This is a genomic window from Methylomicrobium sp. Wu6, assembly GCF_035916875.1.
In the GTDB taxonomy this organism is placed as follows: domain Bacteria; phylum Pseudomonadota; class Gammaproteobacteria; order Methylococcales; family Methylomonadaceae; genus Methylomicrobium.
In genome coordinates this window covers 26610-50394 of the sequence record NZ_JAXUHN010000048.1, presented here as the reverse complement: position 1 = coordinate 50394, position 23785 = coordinate 26610, and the positions used below count along the sequence as shown (strand labels likewise).

At 54.1% G+C, this 23785-nt stretch carries 20 protein-coding genes and 1 CRISPR repeat array; of the genes, 7 read left to right on the top strand and 13 right to left on the bottom strand.

Annotated elements, in window-relative coordinates:
• Positions 1–15 precede the first annotated feature (15 nt).
• A CRISPR array of direct repeats spans positions 16–1130; the repeat unit is 37 nt; unit sequence GTTTCAATCCGCTCCCGGCGGTTAGGCCGGGAGATAC.
• A 179-nt stretch (positions 1131–1309) separates the two neighbouring features.
• From cas2 to cas3, 10 genes are all read right to left on the bottom strand, one after another.
• Positions 1310–1600, bottom strand: a complete 291-nt coding sequence (cas2, locus tag U2W12_RS04245) for a CRISPR-associated endonuclease Cas2 (protein WP_326499423.1) — start codon at positions 1598–1600, stop codon at positions 1310–1312.
• A gap of 2 nt (positions 1601–1602) precedes the next feature.
• A complete protein-coding gene (gene cas1c, locus U2W12_RS04240) occupies positions 1603–2637 on the bottom strand; it encodes a type I-C CRISPR-associated endonuclease Cas1c (RefSeq protein ID WP_326499422.1) in 1035 nt (344 codons plus the stop codon).
• Positions 2634–3272 carry a CRISPR-associated protein Cas4 gene (cas4, locus tag U2W12_RS04235; RefSeq protein ID WP_326499421.1) on the bottom strand — a complete coding sequence of 213 codons (639 nt, stop codon included), beginning with the start codon at positions 3270–3272 and terminating at the stop codon, positions 2634–2636. The genes cas1c and cas4 overlap by 4 nt, the downstream gene beginning before the upstream one ends.
• Before the next feature lie 57 nt (positions 3273–3329).
• Positions 3330–3569, bottom strand: a complete 240-nt coding sequence (locus tag U2W12_RS04230) for a DUF433 domain-containing protein (protein ID WP_326499420.1) — start codon at positions 3567–3569, stop codon at positions 3330–3332.
• A gap of 85 nt (positions 3570–3654) precedes the next feature.
• Positions 3655–3780, bottom strand: coding sequence for a hypothetical protein (locus tag U2W12_RS04225; RefSeq protein WP_326499419.1), 126 nt, complete (start codon positions 3778–3780; stop codon positions 3655–3657).
• The gene (locus tag U2W12_RS04220) at positions 3777–4007 is read right to left on the bottom strand and encodes a type II toxin-antitoxin system Phd/YefM family antitoxin (protein ID WP_326499418.1); all 231 of its coding nucleotides are present in this window, start codon (positions 4005–4007) and stop codon (positions 3777–3779) included. Before U2W12_RS04220 ends, U2W12_RS04225 begins: the two co-directional genes overlap by 4 nt.
• Before the next feature lie 112 nt (positions 4008–4119).
• Complete coding sequence (cas7c, locus tag U2W12_RS04215; RefSeq protein ID WP_326499417.1) at positions 4120–5067, bottom strand: type I-C CRISPR-associated protein Cas7/Csd2; 948 nt, start codon at positions 5065–5067, stop codon at positions 4120–4122.
• Positions 5067–6836 carry a type I-C CRISPR-associated protein Cas8c/Csd1 gene (gene cas8c, locus U2W12_RS04210; protein WP_326499416.1) on the bottom strand — a complete coding sequence of 590 codons (1770 nt, stop codon included), beginning with the start codon at positions 6834–6836 and terminating at the stop codon, positions 5067–5069. The genes cas7c and cas8c overlap by 1 nt, the downstream gene beginning before the upstream one ends.
• Entirely contained in the window at positions 6826–7560 is a 735-nt protein-coding gene (gene cas5c, locus U2W12_RS04205; protein ID WP_326499415.1) for a type I-C CRISPR-associated protein Cas5c, read from the bottom strand. The genes cas8c and cas5c overlap by 11 nt, the downstream gene beginning before the upstream one ends.
• Before the next feature lie 22 nt (positions 7561–7582).
• Entirely contained in the window at positions 7583–9886 is a 2304-nt protein-coding gene (gene cas3, locus U2W12_RS04200; RefSeq protein WP_326499414.1) for a CRISPR-associated helicase Cas3', read from the bottom strand.
• Positions 9887–9988: 102 nt separating this feature from the next.
• Here cas3 and U2W12_RS04195 point away from each other — a divergent pair, with 102 nt between their 5' ends.
• Complete coding sequence (locus tag U2W12_RS04195; RefSeq protein WP_326499413.1) at positions 9989–10843, top strand: WYL domain-containing protein; 855 nt, start codon at positions 9989–9991, stop codon at positions 10841–10843.
• Between the two features lie 97 nt (positions 10844–10940).
• Here U2W12_RS04195 and U2W12_RS04190 read toward each other — a convergent pair whose 3' ends face one another.
• Both U2W12_RS04190 and ppsA read right to left on the bottom strand, forming a co-directional pair.
• Positions 10941–11615, bottom strand: a complete 675-nt coding sequence (locus U2W12_RS04190) for a hypothetical protein (RefSeq protein WP_326499412.1) — start codon at positions 11613–11615, stop codon at positions 10941–10943.
• A 376-nt stretch (positions 11616–11991) separates the two neighbouring features.
• Positions 11992–14403 carry a phosphoenolpyruvate synthase gene (gene ppsA, locus U2W12_RS04185; RefSeq protein ID WP_326499411.1) on the bottom strand — a complete coding sequence of 804 codons (2412 nt, stop codon included), beginning with the start codon at positions 14401–14403 and terminating at the stop codon, positions 11992–11994.
• Positions 14404–14866: 463 nt separating this feature from the next.
• On the opposite strand from ppsA, the gene gcvT reads away from it, so the two are divergent.
• A complete protein-coding gene (gene gcvT / locus U2W12_RS04180; protein WP_326499410.1) occupies positions 14867–15943 on the top strand; it encodes a glycine cleavage system aminomethyltransferase GcvT in 1077 nt (358 codons plus the stop codon).
• Between the two features lie 3 nt (positions 15944–15946).
• Entirely contained in the window at positions 15947–18841 is a 2895-nt protein-coding gene (gene gcvP / locus U2W12_RS04175; protein ID WP_326499409.1) for an aminomethyl-transferring glycine dehydrogenase, read from the top strand.
• Positions 18842–18915: 74 nt separating this feature from the next.
• Here the strand turns inward: gcvP and U2W12_RS04170 are convergent, their stop codons facing one another.
• Positions 18916–19227: a hypothetical protein gene (locus U2W12_RS04170; RefSeq protein WP_326499408.1), complete on the bottom strand. Its 312-nt coding sequence runs from the start codon at positions 19225–19227 to the stop codon at positions 18916–18918.
• A 462-nt stretch (positions 19228–19689) separates the two neighbouring features.
• Here U2W12_RS04170 and U2W12_RS04165 point away from each other — a divergent pair, with 462 nt between their 5' ends.
• From U2W12_RS04165 to U2W12_RS04150, 4 genes are all read left to right on the top strand, one after another.
• Complete coding sequence (locus U2W12_RS04165; protein ID WP_326499407.1) at positions 19690–20907, top strand: porin; 1218 nt, start codon at positions 19690–19692, stop codon at positions 20905–20907.
• Positions 20908–21155: 248 nt separating this feature from the next.
• A complete protein-coding gene (locus U2W12_RS04160) occupies positions 21156–22439 on the top strand; it encodes an ammonium transporter (protein ID WP_326499406.1) in 1284 nt (427 codons plus the stop codon).
• 49 nt (positions 22440–22488) lie between these two features.
• Complete coding sequence (locus tag U2W12_RS04155) at positions 22489–22821, top strand: hypothetical protein (RefSeq protein WP_326499405.1); 333 nt, start codon at positions 22489–22491, stop codon at positions 22819–22821.
• Positions 22822–22948: 127 nt separating this feature from the next.
• Positions 22949–23746: a phytochelatin synthase family protein gene (locus U2W12_RS04150; RefSeq protein ID WP_326499404.1), complete on the top strand. Its 798-nt coding sequence runs from the start codon at positions 22949–22951 to the stop codon at positions 23744–23746.
• Positions 23747–23785 lie beyond the last annotated feature (39 nt).

Genomic DNA, 23785 nt, shown 5'->3' with positions numbered 1-23785 from the left:
AATGCAGCTGCAAAAGTTTCAATCCGCTCCCGGCGGTTAGGCCGGGAGATACGTGCACATTCGAATCGATTATTGATTATGCAAATGTTTCAATCCGCTCCCGGCGGTTAGGCCGGGAGATACCTTCTTTTTTGCAGTCTGAAAAGCAACGGCAAAAGTTTCAATCCGCTCCCGGCGGTTAGGCCGGGAGATACAATAGCAGGGTGTGAAAGGTGCACCGCGTAGAATCGTTTCAATCCGCTCCCGGCGGTTAGGCCGGGAGATACTCTTCGAAAACTGCTGGAAAAAACGGCATGGTCGGGTTTCAATCCGCTCCCGGCGGTTAGGCCGGGAGATACCACGAATGCCGGCGCTCGGTGCGCGAACGTGAACGTTTCAATCCGCTCCCGGCGGTTAGGCCGGGAGATACCCGACACCGGTAACGATAGCAACCAACGCAATAAGTTTCAATCCGCTCCCGGCGGTTAGGCCGGGAGATACTCTTCATATCTACGCCCAACATTGCAAAAATCAAAGTTTCAATCCGCTCCCGGCGGTTAGGCCGGGAGATACGGCCTTTGAGATGCGGGCGAAAGTTCGCAAAGTGAGGTTTCAATCCGCTCCCGGCGGTTAGGCCGGGAGATACCGTTGAGGAAGCCGTTAAGCAATTGCTGGAAGAAAGTTTCAATCCGCTCCCGGCGGTTAGGCCGGGAGATACACCATTGCAAAGGCATGGGCGATCGCCCCGGATGCGTTTCAATCCGCTCCCGGCGGTTAGGCCGGGAGATACCCAGAGCCGAGTGGCGGCGCGCCCGTGCATGAAGGTTTCAATCCGCTCCCGGCGGTTAGGCCGGGAGATACTTTGAAACAGTTTTTCAAGGTCAGTGGGAACGGTGAACGTTTCAATCCGCTCCCGGCGGTTAGGCCGGGAGATACTCGCAGGCGCTCAGATCAATGACCAGGTTGCCCTCGTTTCAATCCGCTCCCGGCGGTTAGGCCGGGAGATACGTCATCGCACCATAATAAAGCTGTACCTGCCCAACGTTTCAATCCGCTCCCGGCGGTTAGGCCGGGAGATACACCGACCGGAGGCGGATTCGAGAGAATTTTTTTTGTTTCAATCCGCTCCCGGCGGTTAGGCCGGGAGATACTGCCTTATTGCAAGGCAATGACGATTATAGCGATTCTTCCGTAGTAACGCGAATAATCCAAGCGGCTTCATTCCCTTCATTGTTTGTTACCTTCAATTATGCATATAATGCTTACATTTCATGCATTTAATTCTCTCGCGAACCCGCCCGGTTTTGGGCATCACTCCCGGTTCGCGGATTTATACGATCAAAGCTCCTTCAAAATCGATCGCCCGGTTGTTACCGAATTGCTCTCGGTTTTTTTCTATCGGCTCGATGATACGGTAAATTCTCAAGCTGTCCTCGCTTTCGTCGATCTCCTGCAACAACTGCTCCTTCAGACGCGCCATTTCCATCGTATTGACCTGGCATTCGAACACCGATTTCTGCACCCGTTGCCCGTAATTCAAGCAGACTTTCGCAACGCGCCGCAAACGCTTGCGGCCGGCGCTGGTTTCGGTCGAAACGTCATAAGTGATCAGAATCATCATGGCTATTGTTGCAGATAAGGCACATAGTCTTCGACATCGCCGCGCAGGTAGCGCGCCAGCAGCCGCGCCTGAATCTGCGGAATCAGCCCGATCGAAACCGATTGACCCAAAACCGGGTGGATAAGTTCTTCCTGCTTGCGCGCCTGATAAGCCGCGATCACGGTCTTGCGGCCGTTATCGTTCAGCAATACGCTGCCGCCGTCGCGTTTGTCGAAATCCTTGTCCTTGATTTGTTCGCGGTTGATCAGTGTAAGCGCCAATCGGTCGCATAGTGGCGCGCGAAACTCCTCCAAAAGATCCAACGCCAGAGATTCCCTGCCCGGCCTAACCGCATGCAAAAAACCGAGCTGCGGATCGAGCCCGACCGTTTCCAACGCCGAGCGGCAATCGCCCAGCGTCAGCGCATACAAAAACGAAATCAGCGCATTGAAACAATCTCTGGGCGGTCGACGGTTGCGGGTCGTGAAGGCAAAGGTCAATCTTGCCGACGGCCGGATCACAAGGGATAAGGCGGCAAAATAAATACGCGCGGCATCACCCTCCAGGCCACGGGCTTCGTCTGGATTTTGCGCATGCGCCAGCTTCTTCAGGTTATTCGCCAACGACCGCGCCGCTTGCACAAGAGCCGCCTTTTCCTGATCGTCTTTACTGTCGCGAGCACCGCGCATCAGCACTTGCCGGCTGTTGCGGATTTTCCCGGCGATGAAGCGCTGGGCGAGACGCAAAATCTGCCGCTCATCGTCCCCTGCCCTGAATTGCGCCTGGCGCAACAGGATATTGCCGTTGACTGGGCCTTCCATCCTGGCTTGAAAACGGCCGGAACGATTGAGCCAAACAATGCTGCGGCCATCGGCGGCGCAGCGGCCCAGCAAAGCCGGGCTGAGCATCACGTGATCAAACAGCACGAAGGCGCTCAAATGATGCAACGGCACCTGCAAGCGTTTTTCTTTTTCGATCATCACGCACACCGTTTCGCCTTCCAGCCGCAAGTAAGCGTCCGGCAGGGTGACATATAAGGTATTCAGAAGCTGCTTCATAGGTTCTCCGGCTCCGAGTCCACATCAAACAACTGCCCCGACAATTCACGCAGACGAATTTTGCCGTTGATCAGATCGGGATTGCAAAGTTCATTCAACGAGCATTGCGGGCAGCGTTTGACGTCGTTTATCGGCGGCGGGCACTGCTGTTGGTCGAGCATCTTGCTGACCGCCTCGACGGTTGCGGCCACTTCGGCGCGCAATTGTTGATCGATAGCCAGCTCCCGTCTTCGCCGCGATTGGGTATGATAAATGGCCCCGGCCGGAACCGATATATTCATCATCTCTTCCAGGCACATCGCCTGCGCGGCCAGTTGCAGGTCGTCATTCAGCCATTGCTTGCGTTTGCCGTGTTTGTATTCGACCGGAAAGACGCTGCCGTCGGGATGGAACTCGACCACATCGCAGCGGCCGCTCAGCCCCAAACGCTCCGACCACACCGGCAACGCAAACTCCACGCGCACGCCGGCTTTGATTTCGTGCGCTAACTGATCGACGCGTTCATGCTCGCGGCTGCCGCTCTCGGTGTGCACATTGTCGGTAAACTCGCCTTCCGCGTGGATCAGATAGCAGCGCCTAGGGCAGTAGGCGTACTGGTTTAGCGCGGAAATGGGAATCGACTCAGGCGGATTCATCGCCGATCTCCCGCAACAACGGCCGGCTAAGGCTTTCATTGAATAACAGACGAACGCTCATACCGCGACTTTACCGGCAGCGATAGTCTTTTTCCTCCCGAAATATTCAGCGGCAAACGAGAGCGCGACCAAAACGTCATCGCGGCTGAGGTGCGGATAAGCAGACAAAATATCTTCGGTCGTCCAGCCGTCCGCCACTCTGTCAAAAATCAGCTCAACCGAAATGCGCGTCCCTTTGATGATGAACTTTCCGGCGAGAACGTCGGGATCAACGGTGATACGGTATTTCCAGTTCATGGCTACCTCAAATGTTATATGCCGCCTACACAACGGCTAATCCAAACTATCGTTACCACAGCCGTTCGATCGGATAAGCGGAAAGCTACTGATCGGCGCTGAGCAATAATTCATTCACTTCATTCAGGAAGATTTCCTTGGCTAATGGCAACGCTCGCGGATCGCCGGTCACCAGCCAAAGAAAAGCGCACGTGTCGAGCAAGATTTTCATTCAAAATGCTCCATGAAATCGTCCTGTAGTTGATCGAAATCCGGCATGATTTCCACCATACCCTTGGCTTCGCCCAAACGGCGCTTGATCGGCTTTTGCTGATAGGCGATCAGGCGCGCGACAGGCTTATTCGCCCGCGCAATGATGATTTCATCGCCGTCTTCAACCTGCTGAATCAATTGAGACAACCGGGTTTTGGCTTTGTGGATGTTGATGGTTTGTTTCATACGTCATCGCTTAGCTAAACTGTTGATTGGATTATAACGGTTTTTACAACCTCAATATTCTTACGATTTCGACAACAAGCCAATATTACGCATCCTGAACGACCATGGCGGATTATTTTGAAATAAGTTCGACACCCGCCGGTAAACGGTCTTTATGTACTGTGACTTCGTAATCGGCAAATTTACGCGGCGTATCGACGCCTTCCCGCTTATTAATCGCAACGATGCTCCCCAAATCCAGCAATTTATGTGCAGGAGCACAGCCCAGCATCGCCTGTTTCTTGCGTTGTTCCAAATCGGTATCGGTGCCGACGTGTTTGAAAATGTATAGCCCACGGCACGACATCATGCCTTTGCTGGCGGAACGGTCATGATCGTACATATTCAACAGGGCCTCCCATAACAGTTCCAAATCCGTTTCGCTGAAACCAGTGTCTTGCGCCAGATTGGCGCTGATAAATCCTTTCGCGGCATATAAACCGTAGGGAATCAGGTTTTTGCGGCCCATCGTGCGCAGTTGGTCTTCAGGCTGTTCGCGTTCCCATTTTTGAAAATCGTCCAGACTCTTTGCTGCCTTGACATCTTCGGTCACCGCCATTCGGGTTACCGAAATGTCCAACGGCAACACTTTATCCAGCGAACGAGCAAACGAAAATTGCACGGCTCCGCGCACTTGCCCGGCATTGGCGCCGGTGCTCATCACGGCACCAAAGGTGCGAACATCATAGAAATTCTTGCACATCCAGTCGCGCGCCAGCCTGACTTTATCCTTGGATGCTTTGCCCTTTTCGGGAATTTCGCCGTTAGCCTGCAAATGCGATTCGGCGATAGGCCGGTTTAAATTGGTCGCATGCTCGATAAAAATCGCGTCCGGACGTTCGTTATTTTTGGCGATTTGCACATAATTTCTAATCCGACGTTTCAGTGCAACATCCGAAACCAGTCCGTACATATCTTCCGGGTCTATGCGCGGGGCGTTGCCCGCATCGGGATCGCCGTTCGGATTGCCGTTTTCACAATCGAACAAGAATAAAAATTCGTAACGGTTTTCGATGCTCATCAGTTTTCTCCTTGTGCTTCGTTTTGTTTTGCTTGTTTTTTTGCTTTGTTTTCAGCCATGCGCGCCCTGTTTTCTGCCAATTGCTGGTAGTAACCCAGCGCAAACAGGCTTTGTTCTTCCAAATCCAACGTTTTGGGGATTTGGGTCATCGCATTCATGATTTCAGCGATGTGGTTTTCAAATTCAAACGCCAGACCGCCGCCGAGCTTGTTTAAATGGTTTTTCGCGTTGCTCATCAACTGACCGATGCGTAAAGCTGGAGCCTGGCTCGCTGAGGTGTAATAGCGTTGCACGACACCCGCGCCGACATCGCCTAATGCGGCATATTGCAAATCGGACAGCACGGCGAGTAAACGCCCGCATTGATAGGCGGGGCTTGGGTGTGCTGGATTTAGTTGGTGATTCATGTGTTCATCTCCTTTATTGCGGATATGAAAAGCCTTGATCAAACCCATGCGCGCATGATTTTGCGGCTCTTCGTTAATGACTGCTTTGCGCGATTCCAATACAGCCTGACTAAAGGCAGCGAACGGAATCGGTTTATTTTTATTCAGCGCGGTGCGCCAGAGTTCGTTTATTAATGGCGCGGGAGCGTCTTTCAGTTCCCTCACCAGACCACCGACCACTGCCAGAAATTTAAACGGCGGTGCAGCCTTACCGCCATCTCTGGCAATGATTTGCAGATCATCAAACCAAGCGCTGATATGTTCCAGCAATTCGGTTAGCTGGCCTTGCTGCCAGTCGCGTACCATGACGCGACCGGATTGCCCTGATACGGTCAACACGAAATAATGGTTATCAAGCAAGTCAGGGCGCTGACCGGTATTAATAGCGGATAATAACTGTTTGGGGCGAGTCTCTTGCCCGGCCGGCGGTTCGCTGGGATTCTCAAGCTCGGCAAACATATTGTCTTCATCGTGTTCCAGCGAGTGCCCAAACCAATAAACGGCCAATCCATTGATTAAACGAATGCTTTGCTCGGCAATCAGATGATTGAAAGCCTCTGCATAATTTTTCGCGGTGACTTCATCGGTAGCGGCATTAGCAGATTTTTTCAGGCCGTAAGACTGGAATGCCTCTTTGTCAAAACCGATAAACACGTCGCCGGTACCCAAGCCGCCAACGGAGGACAAACCCTTAATTTTCGGGTGTGTCTCGACCGGTTTGATCGCACAGCCTGTCAATAAACATCGCATAATCTCGACATCGGAAGCTGAGCCTTCTTCTCCGTTTCCGTTGATTTGTCGACGCTGTTTTCTCCACCAGTCATGCCAAAGCGTTGACTTGACAGGATACTGATCTGCGATCAATAGGGTCGCGCTATCGATTGATTTTGGCTTTGGTTGTTGCTCTTCTATAAGAGCCTGCAACTTTTGCAATTGCTCATCATTACTTAACGCCAAGACGGCAATTCGTAACTCGGGACAATCGGCTCCGGCTTGTTCGAGTAATTGAACAAAATAGTCGTGCTTCGTTTTGTATTTTTGCGCCTCGTTTACAGGCGTATCCTGCTTATAAAAAAGCGCAACAACGGCTAACGATTCAATCAAAAACTGACTCCTCGTCACTCCGCCCGCAATCATTTCGCCCTGAGACAAATCCGGGCTACGAGGAAAGGACAAGCCGTTCTTACCGTCACCCACTGCAACGATACCATTAATTTGCGCTTGCTTGTCGATCACGATCGCCCACTTTACAGTTTTAACGGTAAAACCGGGCTCGGACTGTAACCCCGCTCGCTCCGCAAAAGCCAACACTTCATTCAACATGGCCCGCTCCGTCCACTTTATGAACCGAATCGCTATGGTATTCAGGCACTTCCAATACCCCACCTTTCAATTGCGCATGAAACACGCTGATAGAGGGGGCAGCCTGATTGTCATTCGCCTTGTGCAAGTCGAACACATCGTAAAGCATCCAGCCCAAATCAAGGTCCAGATCGACTGGCCCCTTGTCTGGCGGCGTATTTACCAATTCAAAATAAGCCGGAAACTCCCGGCAACCGAAGAAAGGCTGATAAAAACATTTTCCCTGAGCGGCGCGCCGTTCGAACTGGGCGTTCAACGCATTCAAATTTGCGCGAGGATCCCTGCATTGGATGTGCGCATAAATGCGATAACGAACGTTTTTTAGCGCCATCATTTGCCGCTGCGTCCGCCCTTTTTGATCGGTTCCCAGTTCGGCTTGGGTGCCGTCGGCCCATAAAGGGCTGATTTCCTTGGTGCCATTCATCCATTTCTGTACTTCGGCAGTCGAGGCTTTATCCTTCACTTCATTACGGCGCAGGGCGATATATTTGGGCGAATGGAGCAGTTCGATCCGTTCCACTTGCCAGTAAAAGTTGTACTCCTTTTTAAAATATATCGCGTCGAAGATGCCGCGCGCAGAAGAAGGGGTGATGATCGGGTAGCTATAGCGTTCCACTTTCATTTCCGGTCGGCTAAAACAGGCGAAATCGCCCCATACTTCCAGGCAGTGTGTTCGTTTACTCATAATGATTGCTCCGTGATATTTTTTATGCTATCCAACAGTTCAGGCTGTCAGGTTTCCGATACCCGAGTTTTTCATCGTAATCATGCAAGTTGGCCGCGATAAACCAGTCATCTTGCCGATAGTGTTTGCCTTGTCTGAAAGCTTGCACCGGCAACAAACTATCCCATACCGGATCATCCGGTCTAGGCCGGTAAAGGCTGATGCTTGAACTGCGCGCCCGTTTTATCCACTTGACGGTCAAACCTTGTTGTTCGGCCTGCAACTTGAGTTGTTCGAAGCGTTCAAGATCATAAGGGACCACGACGTTGATGGCGTCATGTTTAATCAGCCGATAATGGTGCGCGACCTCCGGAAAATTCAGGTTTTTGATCGCCTCATAAAGCGGTTTGGCAAGCTGCCCGGGGTCCGCCACGGTATAAAGACGCTTGTAATAGCGTTGAATGACATCGGGGTTGTATAAATCAAATGCGTCGTCCAGCTCATTTTTAAGGCTTAACGCGACACCCGCAGCCTGTTCATAGGTTGCGTCAGGATATAAGCGGCCATCGCAAGCGGGAATAAAGATAACCGCTTGCCCAACCTCCAAACGCCCTTCTCGGTTACAGCGCCCGGCCGCCTGAATGATGGCATCCAACGGCGCAAACGCGCGATAGACAACCGGAAAATCGACATCGACACCCGCCTCGATACATTGGGTGGCGATCAGTCTGCAAGGCAAGCCGTTTTTTAAACGCTGTCTGACTTCCTCCAACATCGATTGTCTGTGCAGTGGACATAGATTGGTCGAAAGATGAAACAGATCGGAAGTCGTTTCCAGCGCCTGCCATAGATCATGCGCATGACGTTTCAGATTGACGATGCACAACACTTGCGAATGCGTTTGCAACACGCCGGCCAATGCTTGCCAGGTTAGTTTCTCATTCATCCATGTGTAGTGTACCCGCCGCAATGCATTGGCCATTGCCGCATGGTCAGCAACAATCGGTTTCGGTTGCCAACCAGCCGAAGCTTGTATTTGCACCTGCTCATGTAAATGATCAAACGCGGGTTGTGTCGCTGTGGCGAAAACCATGGTGCTATGCCAGTGCCGTGCGATATGGGAAAGTGCCGCCAAACTGGGAATAGCCAGGGCGGTCGGCAAAGTTTGCACCTCATCGAACAAGACTACGGAATTGGCGATACGATGAATTTTCCGGCATCCTGAAGGACGGTTAGAAAACAACGATTCCAAAAACTGCACGCTGGTAGTGATGACAACCGGCGCATCCCAGTTTTCCGACAGTAATCGCTGCCGTCTGTTTTGTTGCTGACTCTCTTCATTTCCTTCTGCATCGCTTTTGGCTGTTTCCGCGCCCAATCCAGCCATGCTGTGATGTTCCAACACAAAATCTTCGCCTAAATCGGCAAAAATTTCCCGGTAAATGGCTGCCGTTTGTTCGATGATGCTCAGATACGGGACGACGAGAATAATGCGTTCCAGCTTATTTTGTTCTGCGTGCCGCAAGGCAAAACTTAACATGCTCAAGGTCTTTCCGCTGCCGGTTGGCGCGGTCAAGGTGAACACCCCGGTTTTCTGATCGGCGCCTTGCAGGCAAGCATGCAACAACTGCTGCCGTATTTTGTGCAGATTTTCAGTTTGATTCGGTAAAGACGACTTACTGTTGATAAAGGCTGACAATTTTTCTGAAGCGCGCTGAGCCAAGCCTTGCTGGTTCAATTTTAGTCCCGACATACGCGGCGATTTGCCGTCCTCATCGCCGTTGAAATGTGCCTCGGTGTCGATAAAATCGGCATCAACCAATGCCGAAAACAGCCGCCGAATGTCCAGCATGTTATCGACTCGCGCTTCCGACACGCCTAAAAATCCGGAAAAAAGCCTTTGCTTGGGTTTGATGCAGCGCAGGCCGTCTGCTTCCAGACAGTTCTCCAGTAAATCGACATCGGACTCGCTCAGAGAGAGATTTTGTGGATGCTGACGAGACAATACATCGGGATGCAATTTTTTCAAATCGTCCTTTTGCATGCTCTGTAAGCCGACATGGTGCCCTTGTATAGCTAAGGCCGCTGCAAGAGCGCCGCCTTTTCTGATTGCCAAATATGCGCCTTGAGACCAATGATCCAGGCCTTGATCTTGTCCATGCAAACGATTCTGAAACCGCTCGCCGTATTTGCCTAAATCATGCAGCAGCCCCGCCAATTCAGCTTCCTCCGCACCTTTCCAATCGGCCACATAAGACTTGGCCAAGTTAGCTACCGATGCGAGATGCTCTCTCAACAAATGCCATCGATTAACGTCATTGCCGCTATGAGCATAGTAGTCTTTCATTTCATTCCTTAGCCGCGTGATTGGTGTTAAGCTATTGCAAACAGCAAATCAAGTTTATATGAAAATAAAGTTTTCATATAAATTAACATCTTTACTCAGCCGATGCAACAGCATTTAAAATGGGAACAGCAACAACGATTAACCCTGCTCGAAGCGACGGTGTTCTGGAGCGGCGAGGTATCGACGGCTGCGTTGATGGGCAATTTCGGCATCAGCCGGGTGCAGGCGTCTAAGGATTTGACGACTTATCAGGGCTTATGCCCCGGTAACATCCGCTATGACAAGCACAAGAAGCGCTATGTCATCACGGAAGCATTCACGCCGGCTTTCATGACCGGCACGGCCGCCGAATTCTTGCAGGTGTTGAAAACCAATCAAAGCCAGGACAACGGCTTCATCGTGCCGTTGATCCAAAATCTGCCGGCGGTTGAAGTGCTCGAACCGGTCTTTAGAAAAATCGACCGCGCGATCTTGCAGACGGTCAATCAGGCGATTGTGCAACGCAAGGAGATTCAAGTTCGCTATCAGTCGATGAGCAATCACCTGCCCCTGGACTATTTCTTGAGTCCGCATACCCTGGTATTTGACGGCTTGCGCTGGCATATACGGGCTTTCAGCCAAAGCCACGGGCAATTTCGCGATTTCGTGTTGTCCCGTATTCTGGCCGCCGAAACTGTCGGCGACGCGGTGAAAGACCGGGACGAAGACCGGATCTGGAATACTTATGTCCAGGCCGTGATTGCGCCGCATCCGGGCCTGACCGAGTCACAGCGGGCGGCGATAGAGTTTGATTATGCGATGGAAAGCGGCGAATTGAAGTTGCGCATTCGCGCGGCCTTGCTGAATTATTATCTCTCGGCGATCAGAATCGGCCCCGATGATCTACAGAGGCCCGCGCATGCGCAGCAAATCATTCTGGCGAACCGCGAGGAATTGAAGGTCTATCTATGGGACTAACCTGTTACCGTATTGGATCGACTCTTCTTCGGACGGGAGCGAAGCCCGGTTGCGATTCTCGTCCCCAAGTAACCGCAACCGGGCTGTCTGTCATAGGTTATTGGACACCATCGATTTCGGGCGAACTTGTCTCACATTTTTCAACCGCCGTGACCGAATAAGCCGTGGTGCTCGGATCGGCGTTTATCGCCCGGAGTTTTTTGATGACGTCGCTGAAAGCATTGGGCTGGGCGAATCGACCTTCTTGCACGCAACCCGAAAATCCGCCTTCGACCCCATAACTGTAAACGATAAAGCGCGAAATCACGTTGTCCGCCACTGCTTCGCCGATAGTCTTGCGTACCTTGCGGTAAGCTTTATCATCCACCGCAGGCCCGATACCGTTGATAGAGATTTCCGCCGCATTGCCTGCAAATGCAACCTCTTCCTCGCAAGGCGCTTCGCTGGCATCCGGCCAATCGCTGAGCGGCTGAAAACCTAATTCGGTGGCATCGCCGAGCTTTTTGGCGGGAATATCGAAGAGATTCAGGCGGCCGGTTTCGCCGCCGCAGACCGCCGGATAAAGCATACCATCAGTACCGCAACGCGCATGCTTGGCCGGAATTTTCGCTTCGGTCAGTTCTTTTTTCATGGTTTTTGGACTGATGCCGGCACTTTCGCACTGGATGGATTCATTGGATTTCGCTACCGTTATCCATTGGGTCTCCGCCTGAGCGACAAACGCCGAAGTTAAGCCGACAAAAAGCACCCCATGAAGCTTCAACTGATTCATAATTTCTCCCACTAGAGTCATACTTTATAAATGGTAGGACATGATCAGCGCCGAACCGGTCAAATCCCGACGGTTGCGGCCTCTTCTCATGCAGAATTGAGCAAGAACGGAGGCGCGATAAGTAAGACAAGCCTGCGTCGACCAGGCCAACTCAGCCTGAATGATAATCAGATTCATCGAATAATGCAATAGCCGATGACGACTGCAAGGATGCAGGAGTTAGAGCAATGCAGGAGCTATTGCCGGGCGGATCAAAACAAAGCTTTTTTCTTATTTTATTCCCCCTCACCCCGACCCTCTCCCGGTGGGAGAGGGAGTTTTGCTCTTAGCTTAATGGAAGTGAAGCCGAAACGTGGGAACGATGATTGATCGATGATTACTTACCCAGTCGTTTCTCGGTCTCCAGAATCCGCTGCGTGGTTTTCAGCACTGTATCCGGATTCAAACTCATCGAATCGATGCCGACTTCGACCAGAAATTCGGCCATTTCGGGGTAATCGGAAGGCGCCTGTCCGCAGAGTCCCGAGTGGCGGCCGTTGCGGCGCGCGCCGGCGACAGCGAGGCGGATCATTTCCTTCACACCCGGATCGCGCTCGTCGAAATCGCTTGCTACGATTTCGGAATCGCGGTCGACGCCGAGCGTCAATTGCGTCAGATCGTTCGAGCCGATCGAGAAGCCGTCGAAATGCTTGGCAAATTCGTCGATTTGTATCACGTTGTTCGGAATTTCGCACATCACATACACTTGCAAGCCGTTCTCGCCGCGCTTCAAACCCAGTTCGGCCATGTATTCGAGCACCTTCTCGGCCTCGCCGACGCGGCGGCAGAACGGAATCATCAGGATCACGTTGGTCATGCCCATCGTCTCGCGCACCTGTTTCATCGCCGCGCATTCGAGCGCGAAACCTTCGGCGTAGGCAGGATGAATATAGCGCGAGGCGCCGCGGAAGCCTATCATCGGGTTCGCTTCGTCAAACTCGAACCAGCGGCCGCCGAGCAGGGTTGCGTACTCGTTGGTCTTGAAGTCGGACATCCGAACCACGACCGGCTTCGGATAAAACGCCGCCGCAATGGTACCGACGCCTTCCGCCAGGCGCTGAATGAAAAAGTCCCGGCCGCTGTCGAACTGTTGAGTCAACATTTGCAGTTGTTCTTTTTCGCCGTCGTCCTGTATCTTTTCGGGATGAATCAAAGCCATCGGATGCGCCTTGATGTATTCCGTGATGATGAATTCCATCCGCGCCAGGCCGACGCCGTCATTCGGCAAAAAGCTGTGCTTGAATGCCGCTTCGGGATTGCCGATGTTCAGCATGATGTGCGTTTTGGGTCGCGCCAAACCGGTCAGATCGGTCGTAATCTTTTCGAAGTCGAGCGCACCCGGATAAACCTTGCCGACATCGCCATCGGCGCAGGACACGGTTACCAGCATATCGCTTTTGAGCACGGTTGTCGCATTTTCGCAGCCTACCACGGCCGGCACGCCGAGTTCGCGCGCGACGATTGCCGCATGACAGGTACGGCCGCCGCGGTTGGTCACAATCGCCGAAGCGATCTTCATTACCGGCTCCCAATCCGGGGTCGTGATGTCCGCGACCAGTACATCGCCGGCTTTAAAGGCGGACAATTGCTCAACATGAGTGATGATTCGCGCGTTGCCTTGCGCGATTCGTCCGCCGACCGCGTGTCCTGTGACCAAAGGTTCGGCGCTTCCTTTTAAAACAAACTGTTCGAGTAGCGTGCCCGTCTTTATAGAAGCGACGGTTTCCGGCCGTGCCTGCACGATATAGAGTTGCCCGTCGATGCCGTCCTTCGCCCACTCGATGTCCATCGGCCGCGACATGCCGGCCCTGGCGCTGTAATGCTTCTCGATGCCGATCGCATAGCCGGCCAAGGTCAGCACGTCCTGATCGTTGATGCAAAACTGATTGCGCTCCTGTGCGCTGGTCGCAATGTTGTGCGTCGATTCGCGCGTGCTGCCGTCGCTGTAGATCATCTTGATCTTTTTGGCGCCGAGCGTACGCCTCAGCACGCTGCGGTAACCTAACGCGTATGTCGGTTTGTGCACGTAAAACTCGTCCGGATCGACCGCGCCCTGCACCACGTTTTCGCCGAGGCCGTAGGCGCCGGTGATGAACACCACATCCTTGAAACCCGATTCGGTGTCGAGCGTAAACATCACGCCGCTGGCCGAGAGGTCCGAGCGCACCATTTTCATCACGCCGACCGACAGCGCCAGCTTGAAATGATCGAAGCCCTGATCGACCCGGTAATGGATCGCGCGGTCGGTAAACAGGCTGGCCATGCAGCGCTTGCAGGCATCGAGCAGCGCCAGATCGCCGCTGATGTTCAGAAAGGTGTCTTGCTGACCGGCGAAACTGGCATTCGGCAAATCCTCGGCGGTCGCGGAACTGCGCACCGCAACGCTCAAATCATCGCCATATTCCTTTTTCAACCGCGCATAGGCGGCGAGAATTTCGCGCGCGAGATCGGCCGGAAACGGCGCGCCGTAGATCACTTCCCGCGCCCGGCGCGCGCGCTTGGCCAGATCGGTGACATTGTCCGGATCGAGGTCGTCCAGCGCCTGATGCAAGGCCTCCCAGCCGTTGGACTTATCGAGCAGATAACGGTAAGCCTCCGCGGTCACCGCAAAACCGTTCGGAATCTTGATGCCTTGCGGCGTCAGTTCGCGGTACATTTCACCGAGCGAGGCGTTCTTGCCGCCAACCAAAGGCACGTCCTCGATCGATAATTCATTGAACCAACGGATGTATTGATGTTGTGCAGGCATTCGGGTCTCCTGGTGGGTGATAGTTGCTGCGCTTTCCGCGAAGTCGATTCAGGAATAATGAGTATCGAATTATCCCAGAGCGGCCGGGGTTTTGTAACCCCGACATTAACGTTTCGCTCGAATCAACCTTTGCCGAACGGGATATTCATCCCGTCCGCATCGTTTTGTATGCCAAACGCCCTTCCCTGTATAAAACGTAAGCGACGGGGTGCATACCCCGTCGCGCTCAGGAGCCCTATTTTCTCCCTAAATCTTCGATGCGGCGCAATTTTAACAGGATTTGGCGCGGACAGATCGGCATAGCGCGCATATCCACCGATCAAACCCATACAGTTTATATTCCGATTTGAACGCCGACTCGCTATTGTGAAGCGCAAAAGCGACAAAATCGATAAACGAAACGATCGCATCGGCAAAAATTCGGTTAAACTGACCGTTCAATAACATTCCGGTTCCGTATGCGATGATGTTGAAAACCCTGCCATTGAACCTTTTACATCTTGAACTGGGCGCAAAGATGGCGCCTTTTGCGGGCTATGCGATGCCGTTGCACTACGGCGCCGGCATCATCCGCGAGCACCTGCATTGCCGAAACCATGCCGGCTTTTTCGACATCTCGCACATGGGACAATTCAGCGTGGACGGTGATGATGCCGCCGGCGCTCTCGAAAGGCTGACGCCGAGCGATATTTCAGGGCTCCGTCCCGGCTTTCAAAAATATACCGTGCTGACGCTGGACAATGGCGGTGTACTCGACGACATCATCGCGAGCCGAACCGCTTCGGGTTTATTTCTCATCGTAAACGCGGCCTGCAAGGACAAGGATTTCGCGTACCTGCGCCAGCATCTGCGCGGCCTCAGGGACTTGCAAAACCGCGCGCTGTTTGCCTTGCAAGGCCCCAAGGCCGAGGCGGTGATAAAGAAGTTTTCGCCGGCTGCCGCCAGCCTGAAATTCATGCACTCTTGCCAAACCGAACTCGACGGCAGCGCATGCTTCATCAGCCGCAGCGGCTATACCGGAGAGGACGGTTTCGAGATTTCGGTCGGGATTGCCGATGCGGAACGCCTGGCCCGCCTGCTGCTGGCGGAGGACGGCGTCGCGCCGGTCGGCCTCGGCGCGCGCGACACCTTGCGCCTGGAAGCGGGGCTATGCCTTTACGGCCACGAGTTGAACGAAACGATCACGCCGGTCGAGGCGGGACTCAACTGGATCATCAAGAAAGGCCACGACCGCTTTCCCGGCGCCGAGAAAATCCTGGCACAGCTTCGAGACGGCACGGACCTAATCCGAGCGGGCCTGATCGTCGAAGGCAAGGCACCGATCCGGGAGGGAGCCCCCCTGTCGAATGATAAAGGACAGGCCGTCGGCCATGTCACCAGCGGCAGTTTCGCGCCGAGCCTCGGCAAACCGGTCGCGCTGGCGCGACTCGACAAGGCCTATGCGGCGGCCGGCACGCGCTTGTTCACCGAAGTCCGGGGGCGAGAGGTCGCACTGTCCGTCACCACCCTCCCCTTCATCCCTCATCGCTACCGCCGTTAAGCCATGACAAAACCTCGCCCGAACCTGAACCAACTGGAAATGCGCGGTGATTTCATCCGCCGCCATATCGGCCCGAACCCCGAACAAATCCAGGCGATGCTGGCCGAACTGGGCCTTAACGATCTGGAACAAATCATCGACAAGGCGCTGCCTGCCGACATTCTGAACGCGGAACCCTTGAAACTGACCGAAACGATAAGCGAGAATGCGGTGATCAAACACCTGCGCAAGATCCGCGAACGCAACAAGGTCTTCACTTCGCTGATCGGCATGGGCTACTACGATACGATCATGCCGGCCGTGATCAAGCGCAATGTGCTGGAAAATCCCGGCTGGTACACCGCCTATACGCCGTATCAGCCCGAAGTCAGCCAGGGCCGACTCGAAGCGCTGCTGAACTTTCAGCAAATGATCATTGATCTGACCGGCATGGAAATCGCGAACGCCTCGCTGCTCGATGAAGCAACCGCCGCGGCGGAAGCGATAACGATGGCGCGGCGCCTGTCGCATAATCCGGTGCAGAACGTTTTTGTCGACCGGGACTGCCATCCGCAGACGATCGCGGTGGTGCAAACCCGCGCGCACTCGCTGGGCTATCGGGTGATCGTCGGCGATCCCTATCTTGATCTCGCGGAGCATGATTTTTTCGCGGTGCTCGTGCAGTATCCGGGCTCGCAAGGCGAGATTCACGATCTTCACGAGGTCGTCCAAATCGCGCGGCAAAAATCGGCGCTGATTACGGTCGCCGCCGATCTGTTAAGCCTGGTGTTGCTGAAACCGCCCGGCGCCTTCGGGGCCGACATCGTGGTCGGCAGCGCACAGCGCTTCGGCGTGCCGATGGGCTACGGCGGCCCGCATGCGGCCTTTTTCGCGACGAAGGACGAATACAAGCGCTCGATGCCGGGACGCCTGATCGGCGTGTCGAAAGACAGCCACGGCCAGGCCGCCCTGCGCATGGCGTTGCAAACGCGCGAGCAGCATATCCGCCGCGATAAGGCGACCAGCAACATCTGCACCTCGCAGGTGCTGCTGGCGGTGATCTCCGGTTTTTATGCGGTCTATCACGGCGCGAACGGCCTCAGGATGATTGCCGGGCGCGTGCACCGCTATGCAGAGATTTTGGCGGCCGGCCTCGCGTTGATGGGCTATGACGTGGTCAGCCGTTGTTATTTCGATACGTTCGTCGTGCGCGTGCCGAACCGCGCCAAGCGGATCGCCGCGCAGGCAATGGAAGCGACGCTCAATCTGCGCGTGATCGATCCGGATCATCTCGGAATTTCGGTCGACGAAACGACGACACGCAAAACGCTCAGGGCGCTCTGGCAGGTTTTCGCGACGCCGACGGCCGAGTTTCCGGACATCAATCGGCTGCATCAAAGCATCGGCGAATGCATCCCGGAAACGCTCCTGCGCACCGATCCGATTCTGCAACATCCGGTGTTCGCGCGCTACCACTCCGAAACCGAGATGATGCGTTACATGCGAAGGTTGGCTCGGCGCGACATCGCGCTGGACCGCTCGATGATTCCGTTGGGTTCGTGCACGATGAAGCTGAACGCGGCGACCGAGATGCAGGCGCTGTCGTATCATGAATTCAACGGCCTGCACCCGTTCGCGCCGCTGTACCAGACGCTCGGTTATCAGCAAATGTTTGCCGAACTCGAAGACATGCTCTGCGATCTAACCGGCTTCGACGCGTTTTCTCTACAGCCGAACGCGGGCTCCCAGGGCGAATATACGGGGCTGTTGGTGATCCGCAAATACCATGAAGTGAACGGCCAAGGCCGGCGCAACGTCTGCCTGATTCCGGCGTCAGCGCACGGCACCAATCCGGCGAGCGCGGTCTTGGCCGGTTTGAAAGTGGTCGTGGTCGCTTGCGACGACAACGGCAACGTCAGCCTCGACGATCTGAAGGCCAAGCTCGCCGAACATCACGACACGGTCGCCGCGCTGATGATTACCTACCCTTCGACGCACGGCGTATTCGAGGAAGCATTCCGGACCATATGCGGTCTGGTCCACGCGCATGGCGGCCAGGTCTATCTGGACGGCGCCAATTTCAATGCGCTGGTCGGACTCTGCCGGCCCGGCAGGATCGGCGCGGATGTCGCGCATTTGAATCTGCATAAAACATTCAGCATCCCGCATGGCGGCGGCGGTCCCGGCGTCGGACCGATCGGCGTCGGCGCACACCTTGCGCCGTTTTTGCCGGATCATCCGGTCGTCAAAGGCGTCAACCCGAACAAGGGCCGGCATGGTACTATCGGCACGGTCGCGGCCGCTCCCTGGGGATCGGCCAGCATCTATACGATTTCCTGGGCTTATATCGCGATGATGGGCGCGGCCGGACTCAAGCGCGCGACACTGACTGCGATTTTGAACGCGAACTACATCGCCAACCAGCTTTCTTCTTATTATCCGATCCTTTATACCGGCAAAAACGGCTGGGTCGCGCACGAATGTATCATCGACTGCCGCGCATTCAAACATTCCTGCGGCATCACCGTCGAAGACATCGCCAAACGCCTGATCGATTTCGGCTTTCATGCCCCTACCGTGTCGTTTCCGGTGCCGGAAACGTTGATGATCGAGCCGACCGAAAGCGAGAACAAGGACGAGATCGACCGTTTCTGCGACGCGCTGATTGCGATCCGCAAGGAAATAGCAGAGATCGAGGCCGGCCGAGCCGATCCGGAAAACAACGTGCTGCGCCACGCGCCGCATACGCACAAGCTATTGCTGGAAGAATGGACCTTGCCCTATTCGCGGCAGCAGGCGTTCTTTCCCGGTGGCCATCAGCAGGATGACAAATACTGGCCGCCGGTTGGACGGATCGACAATGTCTACGGCGACCGGCATGTGGTGTGCACCTGCCCGCCACTGGAAGATTATCAATAACGCCGCTGACTGAAGGCGAGGCATTAAACGGAAAAAATCATACGTGTTGTCTCAACAGTAGAGGCTTTTTTTGCTTAAGACCCGCATTGATAAGCCTTGCCTGTAACAGTGCCGTTATAAGCGCCTGCCGGGTGAAAACGCTCCCATACCACATGGCTTGCGCCCATTTGGGCTGCGTGTTTGACCGCCGCCTGTTTAGCCAGTCTTTGCCAACTGCTGTTCTTGCCATAGCCCGATGAACCTTCGATCTTGCCGACGAGTTGGCAGCCTTGTACGCTTCCTGCCTGCACTTCATCGGGTTTTGCGCAAACACTGAGCGGAACGCCGGATAACAATACGGCGGTCAACAAAACGTTGGTTAAATGCTTGCGGTTTGCTTTTATCATGATTTTTCGCCTTGTCGTTATTATTGGATGGCTCTTGCGGGGACAGCCTATGCTTCCGAATCAGCACCAAATGAGTGCGGGCGAGCATCTTACTTCGCATCGAATCGAAAGTAAATACCCCCTAAATCCGCATAAATCAAAGGTCCTGCTCTTCTGCCGACAAATATCGCCAGAATTTGATTTTATTAAATAATGCTTGCCGTCAATCGATACGGCAAAAGGACTCGTCGCCGCGAAAATTAATGCTGTTGCCTTACGCTCCCAATCTTTGAACCACAAAATTTCTCGCTTGCCCGGCTTTTTAATATCGACTCGATATTATTAAGATAATATAATCTTTAACCGGAATCCGGCAAACCGTGATAAAAAAGCGGTCCGGCATGCTGGATCGATGTTTTTCAAACGCAACGCATCGAATCATACATCACAGCTTTCCATCTACGGCAACGTTTGGCTAGGGACATGAAACCATCGAAAGCAGCTCTTGGCGCATCTCCGCTCACCATCGACAGATTATCGGTACTTTGCTTGTTTTTGCTTCTGTACAGTCATTTCGCCTCGACGGTAATGGCGCATGACGACAGCGCTTTATTTGCATTGACGGGCCAAGATATCAATCGAAGCCAATTCCTAAAAGAGAACGCCCTAAACATGGGCGGCTGGCTATCGATGGGCGGAACTTATCTGACCAGCAACCCGGATAGTCACTCGAACGCGCCGATCACATTCAATGACCGCAGCGGCGAATTCCAGCTCAATCAGTTGAATCTATACCTGGAAAAACCGGTGGACATGGAGTCGAAGCATTGGAATGTCGGCGGCCGGGTCGATCTGATGTTCGGCACCGACAGCCGTTTCACTCAGGCCACGGGGCTCGACAATAAATGGATCAGCGATAAGAATCTGCGGTTTTACGACCTGGCGTTGCCGCAAGCCTACCTGGAAGTGCGTGCGCCGTGGGGCAACGGCCTGACCGCCAAAATCGGCCATTTTTATACGATTCTCGGCGAGGAAGTGGTCACCGCGCCGAACAATTTCTTTTACTCTCACGCCTATACGATGCAGCATGGCGAGCCGTTCACGCATACCGGCGCGCTTTTAAGTTATGCGCTGAATGAAAATTTCACGCTGAATGCGGGCACCGTCGCCGGTTGGGATAATTTCGACGAAAATCTGGCCAACTGGAATTTTTTGGGAGGTATGTCCTGGACCAATGATGAAGCGAGCAGCGCGGTATCCTGGTCGGTGATCAGCGGCGATACCGATGATGTTCTGGCCGCCAACCGGACCGTGTCCAGCCTAGTCATTTCGCACAGCTTGACCGACAAACTGCAATACGTTTTCCAGCACGATTTCGGATTTCAGGAAAAGGTCGCGGCAACAGGCCAAGACGCTTTCTGGTACGGCATCAATCAATATCTGATTTATGACATTACCGATTCCCTGTCGGCCGGATTACGCGGCGAATGGTTTCGGGATGCGAACGGCACGCGCGTGATTGCCGACAGCCCGGGGCATTATTTCGCTCTGACCGCCGGGGTGAACTGGAAGCCGCAAGGCTGGCTCACCTTGCGGCCCGAAGTGCGTTACGACTGGGCCGATGCGAAAATCAATCCCTACATCAACCAAAGCAAGGATCATCAGTTGCAGTTTGCGATGGACGTCGTGATCAAGTTTTGATGATTTTTTCCTATCCCTTCTAGAAGGGCATCCTCGCCCATCGTCAATCCCAGGGAGATTCCGGGTTCGCCTATCTCGATGCTGATGCACTCGATCAAGGCTGTGCATTCGAGCCCCCAAAAAAACTGATTCCCCAAGTAATTCCTTGCATTTTTGTTATATCTAGGCTAAAAAGCGCGATCCTTTGAGCATCGAACGCTCATTTCTCTGTTTCTTCGAGCCGCAATAATAATTAAACGGTGGAAATCATGCGAAAGATAGCCTTGCGAATCCTGCTTGCCGCGCTCCCCTTTCCGGTTTTTGCCGAGGATGGCTTGAACTCGGCCGATACCGCCTGGATTCTGACTTCGGCAGGCTTGGTGCTGTTTATGACCATGCCGGGGCTGGCGCTGTTTTATGGCGGGCTGGTGCGCACTCGTAACGTGCTGTCGGTGATCATGGCCTGCTTTTCGATTACCTCCCTGATGTCGTTGATCTGGGCGATCGCCGGCTATAGCCTGGCGTTAACCAACGGCGATACGCATCAAGCCGTGCTCGGCGGCGTGTCGCAAGTATTCCTGGTCAATATGGATGCGGACAAACTGGTCGGCAACCTGCCCGAATCGGTCTTTGCGATGTATCACATGACCTTCGCAATCTTCGCGCCGGCGTTGATCGTCGGCGCGATGGTCGAAAGAGTCCGTTTTTTTCCTATGCTGTTTTTTTGCGCGCTGTGGGAATTGCTGGTTTACGTGCCGGTATGCCACTGGATCTGGGGCAACGGCTGGCTGGCCGAATGGGGCGTGATGGATTTTGCGGGCGGCATCGTCGTGCACGGCAGCGCCGGGATTGCCGCCCTGGTCGGCGCGCTGGCGGTCGGCCCGAGGCGCGGCTTTCCGCGTTCGCCATTAATGCCGCATAATCTGACCATGACCGCAATGGGTGCCGGTATTCTTTGGGTCGGCTGGCACGGCTTCAGCGCGGGCAGCGCGTTGATGGCGAACGGCTCGGCTGGCATGGCGATGCTGTCGACGCATCTGTGCGCCTCGTCCGCCTCGATCACCTGGATCGTGCTGGACTGGCTCAAGTTTGGCAAACCCAGCGTACTCGGCGCGATGACCGGCATGGTCGCCGGCCTCGGCATGATTGCCGCAGGCGCGGGCTTCGTGTCGCCCTTCGGCGCAACCATGATCGGCATCGTGGCCGGCATCGCCTGCTTTTATTCGATTCAACTGATCAAACAGCGCCTCGAAATCGACGATGCGCTCGACGTATTTCCGGTGCACGGCGTTAGCGGCATTCTCGGCGCGTTGCTGACTGCGGTATTTGCTGACGTCTCCTTCGGCGGCACCGGCATCGTCAGCGAAGACGGCATCTTCAAACAGGCATTGATCCAGCTTTTCGGCATCGCTATCACGCTCTTCTGGAGTGGCCTGGTCAGTTATTTACTATTCAAGGCGATTGATAAAGTCGTCGGCATTCGCGTCAATCAGGAAGTGGAAACCAGCGGACTCGATCTTAATCAGCACGATCAGCAGGGCTACAATTTTTAATCCGCTGCTTTTGATGAAAAGCTTTTGACATGATCGAATTATTGAAGCCATGAAAGCATGCCGTTCTCTTATCCTAAGCTTGCTGTTCACTTGCCATTCGGCTTTTGCCGAGATCGATCCATCCAACATTGAGGTGACGGTCAAAAACTCGCCCTGCCTCGGACAGACGATCGAAGAAGTCTTGAAAAACAAGATTCACATCCGCTCGCAACGCGATCTGGGCTGGCAGGTTTTCAACGAAGACGGACAATTCGAAGTCGAACGCGCATTTTTGATGAACAAAAGCATGCAACTGCGTTTTCGCTGGCGGGCCAATGCCGACGGCAGTATCACCCCGATCAGCAAACGGGCCGAATCGCTGTGCACGACAGAGGAGGAATAAAGTTGGCAACCGCCGATTCAATACAGAGTTTCGGTGTTGACTTTGAATGTGATTTACCTCGCTGTCGTCCCGGCATAAAATGTTAGTTTGATAGCGCCTATGCTGGCGCCCATCTGAGGAACCGGTCATGCCATTACACTTCCCCAAAACCGAGACCAGCTCGAAAATCCTGCGGCCGCTTCCGCTCATTCTGTGTTGTTTTCTTATTTCCGCCTGTTGTTCAAAACAACTGCCATTACCGGACACCTTAGCGAAATCTAGCGGTGCAACAGCCGCACAGCTTATCCCGCTGACCTCATCCGAAGGCGAGCAATTGCTCTACGGCAGCGACGCCAAACAGGATTTCCTGCCGTTGAGCATTCATTTTGTCTCGCAACAAAATCTCGCCTATTGCGGCGCGGCGAGCATGACGATGGTACTGAACGCGCTGGACATTCCGGCGCCGATCGATCCTGTCTATGTGCGCTTCCCGATGTTTACCCAGAACAACCTGTTCAATGCGAAAACCGAGCAAGTGGTGAGCGCCAAAAAAGTCGCCCTGCAAGGCATGACGCTGGATCAACTCGGCGATTTGCTGGCGACCTACCCGGTCGAGACGAAGGTTTACCACGCTGACGACAGCAGCCTGGATCAGTTCCGCAAGCTCGCCGTCGAAAACCTGAAACAGCCCGGAAACTTCATCTTGGTCAACTATCTGCGCAGTTCCCTCGGCCAACAAACCAGCGGTCATATTTCGCCGTTGGGCGCCTATGACCAGACCAGCGACCATTTTTTGATCCTGGACGTTGCCCGGTTTAAATATCCGCCGGTCTGGGTCAAAACCGAGCAACTTTGGCGGGCGATGAATACGATCGACGAGGCTTCAGGAAAAACACGGGGCTTCGTGTTGGTCAGCCGGCAGGCAACGATGGGTCTGAAACGCTAATGAGGCCACCATCTTTTAAAGATGTGTAAAACCCAAGAC

Coding starts and splice junctions, on each gene's coding strand:
- cas2 (WP_326499423.1), bottom strand. CDS start 1,600: ATGATGATTCTGATCACTTATGACGTTTCGACCGAAACCAGCGCCGGC.
- cas1c (WP_326499422.1), bottom strand. CDS start 2,637: ATGAAGCAGCTTCTGAATACCTTATATGTCACCCTGCCGGACGCTTAC.
- cas4 (WP_326499421.1), bottom strand. CDS start 3,272: ATGAATCCGCCTGAGTCGATTCCCATTTCCGCGCTAAACCAGTACGCC.
- U2W12_RS04230 (WP_326499420.1), bottom strand. CDS start 3,569: ATGAACTGGAAATACCGTATCACCGTTGATCCCGACGTTCTCGCCGGA.
- U2W12_RS04225 (WP_326499419.1), bottom strand. CDS start 3,780: ATGAAAATCTTGCTCGACACGTGCGCTTTTCTTTGGCTGGTGACCGGC.
- U2W12_RS04220 (WP_326499418.1), bottom strand. CDS start 4,007: ATGAAACAAACCATCAACATCCACAAAGCCAAAACCCGGTTGTCTCAA.
- cas7c (WP_326499417.1), bottom strand. CDS start 5,067: ATGAGCATCGAAAACCGTTACGAATTTTTATTCTTGTTCGATTGTGAA.
- cas8c (WP_326499416.1), bottom strand. CDS start 6,836: ATGTTGAATGAAGTGTTGGCTTTTGCGGAGCGAGCGGGGTTACAGTCC.
- cas5c (WP_326499415.1), bottom strand. CDS start 7,560: ATGAGTAAACGAACACACTGCCTGGAAGTATGGGGCGATTTCGCCTGT.
- cas3 (WP_326499414.1), bottom strand. CDS start 9,886: ATGAAAGACTACTATGCTCATAGCGGCAATGACGTTAATCGATGGCAT.
- U2W12_RS04195 (WP_326499413.1), top strand. CDS start 9,989: ATGCAACAGCATTTAAAATGGGAACAGCAACAACGATTAACCCTGCTC.
- U2W12_RS04190 (WP_326499412.1), bottom strand. CDS start 11,615: ATGAATCAGTTGAAGCTTCATGGGGTGCTTTTTGTCGGCTTAACTTCG.
- ppsA (WP_326499411.1), bottom strand. CDS start 14,403: ATGCCTGCACAACATCAATACATCCGTTGGTTCAATGAATTATCGATC.
- gcvT (WP_326499410.1), top strand. CDS start 14,867: ATGATGTTGAAAACCCTGCCATTGAACCTTTTACATCTTGAACTGGGC.
- gcvP (WP_326499409.1), top strand. CDS start 15,947: ATGACAAAACCTCGCCCGAACCTGAACCAACTGGAAATGCGCGGTGAT.
- U2W12_RS04170 (WP_326499408.1), bottom strand. CDS start 19,227: ATGATAAAAGCAAACCGCAAGCATTTAACCAACGTTTTGTTGACCGCC.
- U2W12_RS04165 (WP_326499407.1), top strand. CDS start 19,690: ATGAAACCATCGAAAGCAGCTCTTGGCGCATCTCCGCTCACCATCGAC.
- U2W12_RS04160 (WP_326499406.1), top strand. CDS start 21,156: ATGCGAAAGATAGCCTTGCGAATCCTGCTTGCCGCGCTCCCCTTTCCG.
- U2W12_RS04155 (WP_326499405.1), top strand. CDS start 22,489: ATGAAAGCATGCCGTTCTCTTATCCTAAGCTTGCTGTTCACTTGCCAT.
- U2W12_RS04150 (WP_326499404.1), top strand. CDS start 22,949: ATGCCATTACACTTCCCCAAAACCGAGACCAGCTCGAAAATCCTGCGG.